At 63.8% G+C, this 4,685-nt stretch carries 4 protein-coding genes; all 4 read right to left on the reverse strand.

All coding sequences use genetic code 11. From position 1 onward, the window contains the following. Positions 1–1,166, reverse strand: a 1,166-nt coding sequence (locus BIS11_RS11085) for an ATP-binding protein (protein ID WP_253586055.1), incomplete at its 3' end; no start/stop codon positions are given. Positions 1,167–1,205: 39 nt separating this feature from the next. Continuing rightward, positions 1,206–2,309 carry a DNA replication/repair protein RecF gene (recF, locus tag BIS11_RS11090; RefSeq protein ID WP_253421721.1) on the reverse strand — a complete coding sequence of 368 codons (1,104 nt, stop codon included), beginning with the start codon at positions 2,307–2,309 and terminating at the stop codon, positions 1,206–1,208. 74 nt (positions 2,310–2,383) lie between these two features. Continuing rightward, positions 2,384–3,487 carry a DNA polymerase III subunit beta gene (dnaN, locus tag BIS11_RS11095; protein WP_253421723.1) on the reverse strand — a complete coding sequence of 368 codons (1,104 nt, stop codon included), beginning with the start codon at positions 3,485–3,487 and terminating at the stop codon, positions 2,384–2,386. Positions 3,488–3,552: 65 nt separating this feature from the next. Continuing rightward, on the reverse strand, positions 3,553–4,685 hold a 1,133-nt coding region (gene dnaA, locus BIS11_RS11100), incomplete at its 5' end, for a chromosomal replication initiator protein DnaA (protein ID WP_253586056.1).

Raw genomic sequence — 4,685 nt, forward strand, 5'->3', positions numbered from 1 at the left:
CGCGCCTTGCGCGCGGCTTCCCGGGCCCGGGCGGCGTCGAGCATCTTGTTGACGATCGCCTTCGCCTCGTTGGGCTTCTCGATCAGGTACTCGGCGAACAGCCGGCCCATCTCCTGCTCGACGGCGGTCTTCACCTCGCTTGATACCAGCTTGTCCTTGGTCTGGGAGGAGAACTTGGGATCCGGCACCTTCACCGAGATGATCGCCGTCAGGCCTTCCCGGGCGTCGTCGCCGGAGGTGTTGACCTTGGACTTCTTCAAAAGCCCTTCGGCTTCGATGTAGTGGTTGAGCGTACGGGTGAGCGCGGCGCGAAAGCCCGCCAGGTGCGTGCCGCCATCGCGCTGGGGAATGTTGTTGGTGTAGCAGAAGATGCTTTCGGTGAAGGCGTCGCTCCACTGCATCGCCACTTCCACCTCGACCCCATCCTCGCGGCTGGCGTTGAAGTGGAACACCGGGTTCAAGGTCGACTTGTTCTTGTTGAGGTGGTCGACGAACGCCTTGAGACCGCCCTCGTAGTGGAACAATTCTTCCTTGCCGCTGCGCTCGTCCATCAGTCGGATGGCCACGCCGGAGTTCAGGAACGATAGTTCGCGCAGGCGCTTGGCGAGGATGTCGTAGTGGAACTCGATGTTGGCGAAGGTCGCCGGCGACGGGCGAAAGTGCACCTTGGTGCCGCTCTTCTCGGTCTTGCCGACCACGTCCAGCGGCGCGTCGGGCACGCCGTGGCGGTACATCTGTTCGAATACTTCGCCCTGGCGCCAGATGGTCAGCTTGAGCTCTTCGGAGAGTGCGTTCACCACCGATACGCCCACGCCGTGAAGACCGCCGGAGACCTTGTAGGAGTTGTCGTCGAACTTGCCGCCGGCGTGCAGTACGGTCATGATGACCTCCGCCGCCGAGACGCCCTCCTCCTCGTGCAGCTCGGTCGGAATACCCCGGCCGTTGTCGCTGACGGTGATGGATTCGTCGGGGTGGATCACCACGCGAATTTCACTGCAGTGGCCCGCCAGTGCTTCATCGATGGAGTTATCCACCAGCTCGAAAACCATATGGTGCAGCCCGGTGCCGTCGTCGGTATCGCCGATGTACATGCCGGGACGCTTGCGTACCGCATCGAGCCCTTTGAGCACCTTGATGCTTGATGAATCGTAAGCCTGCTCGCTCATTGACCACTCCGTCGTGAAGTCTGTCTCGTTCCGTGTCGTCTAGCCGGTCGACGTCAGTCGGCTCAGGCCGTCATCGCACTGTTTCACGTGAAACATCTCGATGGCGGTTTTCTCCTGCCACATCGATCTGAGCGCGTCCGGCTCGACGCTGGTGATGAATACCTGGCACTGCATCTCCTCGAGCAGCTCGCAGAACAGCGAGCGATGTCGATGATCGAGCTCTGCCGGTAGGTCATCGATCAAGTAAATGCAGCGCCGCCTGGCGCTGCTTTCCAGAAGCCGGCCCTGGGCGAGCTTGAGGGCGCTGACGACCAGCTTCTGCTGGCCTCTGGAAAGCACTTCGATCGCGGGCTGCTTGTTGAGTCTTATTCGCAGATCGGCGCGTTGCGGGCCCTGCTGGGTGAAGCCCATCTGCTGATCGGTTCCTCGGCTGTCTCGCAGCACGTCCGTCAGCGACCGCTTGATATCCCAACCGCGGGCGTAGCGAAGCGTCAGCCCTTCGATCGGCAGCATCCGATCCAGCGTCTCCTCGAATACCGGCTTGAACGCGCTGAACCAGGTCTGACGCATAAGATGCATCTGCTCGCCCCATTCGGCCAGCTCCTGCTCCCATACGCTGACTTCCGCATCGGTCATTCTACCACGCCTTAACAGCGCATTCCGATGTTTCAGCGCACGCCTGGCGCGCTTCCAGGCGTCAAGAAAGTCATGTTTCACGTGAAACACGCCCCAATCCATGAATTCGCGACGCCCGGCGGGCGAGCCCTCGAGCAGGCGAAAGGCATCGGGGTTGATCAGCTGAAGCGGCATGGCGTCGACCAGCTCCGCCAGGCGCACGTCCTTGTGGCCGCGCAGGCGCAGCTCCAGCTCGCGCTCGGCGCGTAGCCGCCTGACCCCCAGGGACACCTGGGGATCGCCTGCCAGGCGGCCATGGAGCGTCATGGCGGCAGCATCGAACTGGATGGCGTGCTTGAGCTGGCGAGTACGAAACGAGCGTCCCATGCCGAGGATATGAATCCCCTCGAGCAGGCTGGTCTTGCCGCTGCCGTTCAAGCCGTGAACCAGGTTGACCTGGGGAGAGGGCGTCATCGACAGCGGTTCGAGATTGCGCAGGCCCTGGAAGCCGAGCTGGGTCAGGCTCATCTAGGAGGTTCGCCTCGGGTCGGTCAATAGAAAACGGCGCCTTCGCTGAGGCGCCGTCTCGAAGGGGCGAGGTCTCAAAGCCGCATCGGCATGACCACGTAGAGCGCATCGCCGCCGCCGGGCTCTTCCAGCAGCGCGCTGCTGTTGGGGTCGGCCAGGGTCATCTGCACGCGCTCCTCGTCGAGCACCGCCAGCACGTCGACCAGGTAGCCGACGTTGAAGCCGACCTCCATGCCGGGGCCGGTGTACTCGATGGCCACGTTCTCCTCGGCCTCTTCCTGCTCGGGGTTGTTGGCCATCACCTTGAGGTTGCCCTCTTCCAGGTAAAGGCGCACGCCGCGGTACTTCTCGTTGGAGAGGATCGCGGTGCGCGACAGGACCTGGCGCAGCTCGGCGCGGTCGGCGATCAGCACCTTGTCACCGTTTTTCGGCACCACCCGCTCGTAGTCCGGGAACTTGCCGTCGATCAGCTTGGAGGTGAAGGTGAAATCGCCGGTGTGGGCGCGCAGGTGCGTCGCCCCCAGCGTCAGGCTGACCGGCTCGTCGCTGTCATCGAGCAGGCGCGAGAGCTCGAGAATGCCCTTTCTCGGCACGATCATCTTCTGCGGCTCGGCGACCGCGACCTCGGTCTGGCGCGAGCACATCGCCAGGCGGTGGCCGTCGGTGGCCACGGCGCGCAGCAGGTGGTTCTGGATGTCGAGCAGCATGCCGTTGAGGTAGTAGCGCACGTCCTGCTGGGCCATGGCGAAGGAGGTCGCCTCGATCAGGTGCTTGAGCGTGCCGCGAGGGATGCTCAGCTCCTGGCTGCTCGCCCCATCCTCGATGTTGGGGAATTCGGCGACGGGCAGGGTCGAAAGCGTGAAGCGCGAGCGGCCGCTTCGCAGCACCGCGCGGCCCTCTTCGAGGGCCAACTGGATCTCGGACTGCTCCGGCAACGACTTGCAGATGTCCATCAGCTTGCGGGCGGGAACGGTCGCCCCGCCCTCCTGCTCCACCTGACTTGCCACGGTGCGGCCGACGAGCTCGACTTCGAGGTCGGTACCGGTCAGGGCCACCTGGTCGCCTTCGACCTGGATCAGCACGTTGGAAAGCACCGGCAGCGTCTGACGGCGCTCGACCACGCCCGCCACCAGGGTCAAGGGGCGCAGCAGTGCCTCTCGGGAAATTGAAAACTTCATCACTACTCCGGTTTCAATGGTCGTCAGCCGTGGTCGGCTTCGCTATCGGGTTCAATCGCGCAGGCTCAGCTGGTGAGCAGGCGCAGAAGGTTCTTGTAGTCCTCGCGGATATCCGCGCTCTCTTCCTGCAACGCCTTTACCTTGCGACAGGCGTGCAGCACCGTGGTGTGATCGCGCCCGCCGAAGGCGTCGCCGATTTCCGGCAGGCTGTGGTTGGTCAGCTCCTTGGCCAGCGCCATGGCGACCTGGCGCGGCCGCGCCACGGAGCGCGAGCGGCGCTTGGAGAGCAGGTCCGCCACCTTGATCTTGTAGTACTCCGCCACGGTGCGCTGGATGTTGTCCACGCCCACCTGCTTGTCCTGCAGGGCCAGAAGGTCCTTCAGCGACTCGCGGATGAAATCCTGGGTGATCGGCTTGCCCATGAAGTGGGAGTCGGCGATCACCTTCTTGAGCGCACCCTCGAGCTCGCGCACGTTGGAGCGAATCTTCTGGGCGATGAAGAACGCGGCATCGTGGGGCAGATCGACACTCGCCTGGTCGGCCTTCTTCATCAGAATCGCCACCCGGGTCTCGAGCTCCGGCGGCTCGATGGCCACGGTCAGCCCCCAGCCGAAGCGCGACTTCAAGCGCTCCTCCACCCCGTTGATCTCCTTCGGATAACGATCCGAGGTAAGGATCATCTGCTGGCCGCCTTCCAGCAAGGCGTTGAAAGTATGGAAGAACTCCTCTTGGGAGCGCTCCTTGCCGGCAAAGAACTGGATATCGTCGATCAACAGTGCATCGACGCTGCGATAGAAGCGCTTGAAGTCGTTGATGGCGTTGAGCTGCAGTGCCTTGACCATGTCGGCGACGAAGCGCTCGGAGTGCAGGTAGACCACGCGGGCATTCTCCCGCCGCCCGGCCAGGGCGTTGCCCACGGCGTGCATCAGGTGGGTCTTGCCCAGCCCCACGCCGCCATAGAGAAACAGCGGGTTGTAGGCACCGCCCGGGTTTTCCGACACCTGGCGCGAGGCGGCGCGGGCCAGCTGGTTCGACTTGCCTTCGACGAACTTGTCGAAGGTGAAGTTGGGGTTCAGGCCACTGGCGTGCTTGAGGCTGCCCTCGACCTGTACCTGGCGCTCGTTGCCGCGTCGCCCGGCGGGCTCCTCGCGCAGCCGATCGATCTCGCGCTCGTCAGCGATATCGCCGCGAGGCGGGG

Source organism: Halomonas sp. 707D4 (assembly GCF_024158685.1).
GTDB lineage: Bacteria > Pseudomonadota > Gammaproteobacteria > Pseudomonadales > Halomonadaceae > Vreelandella.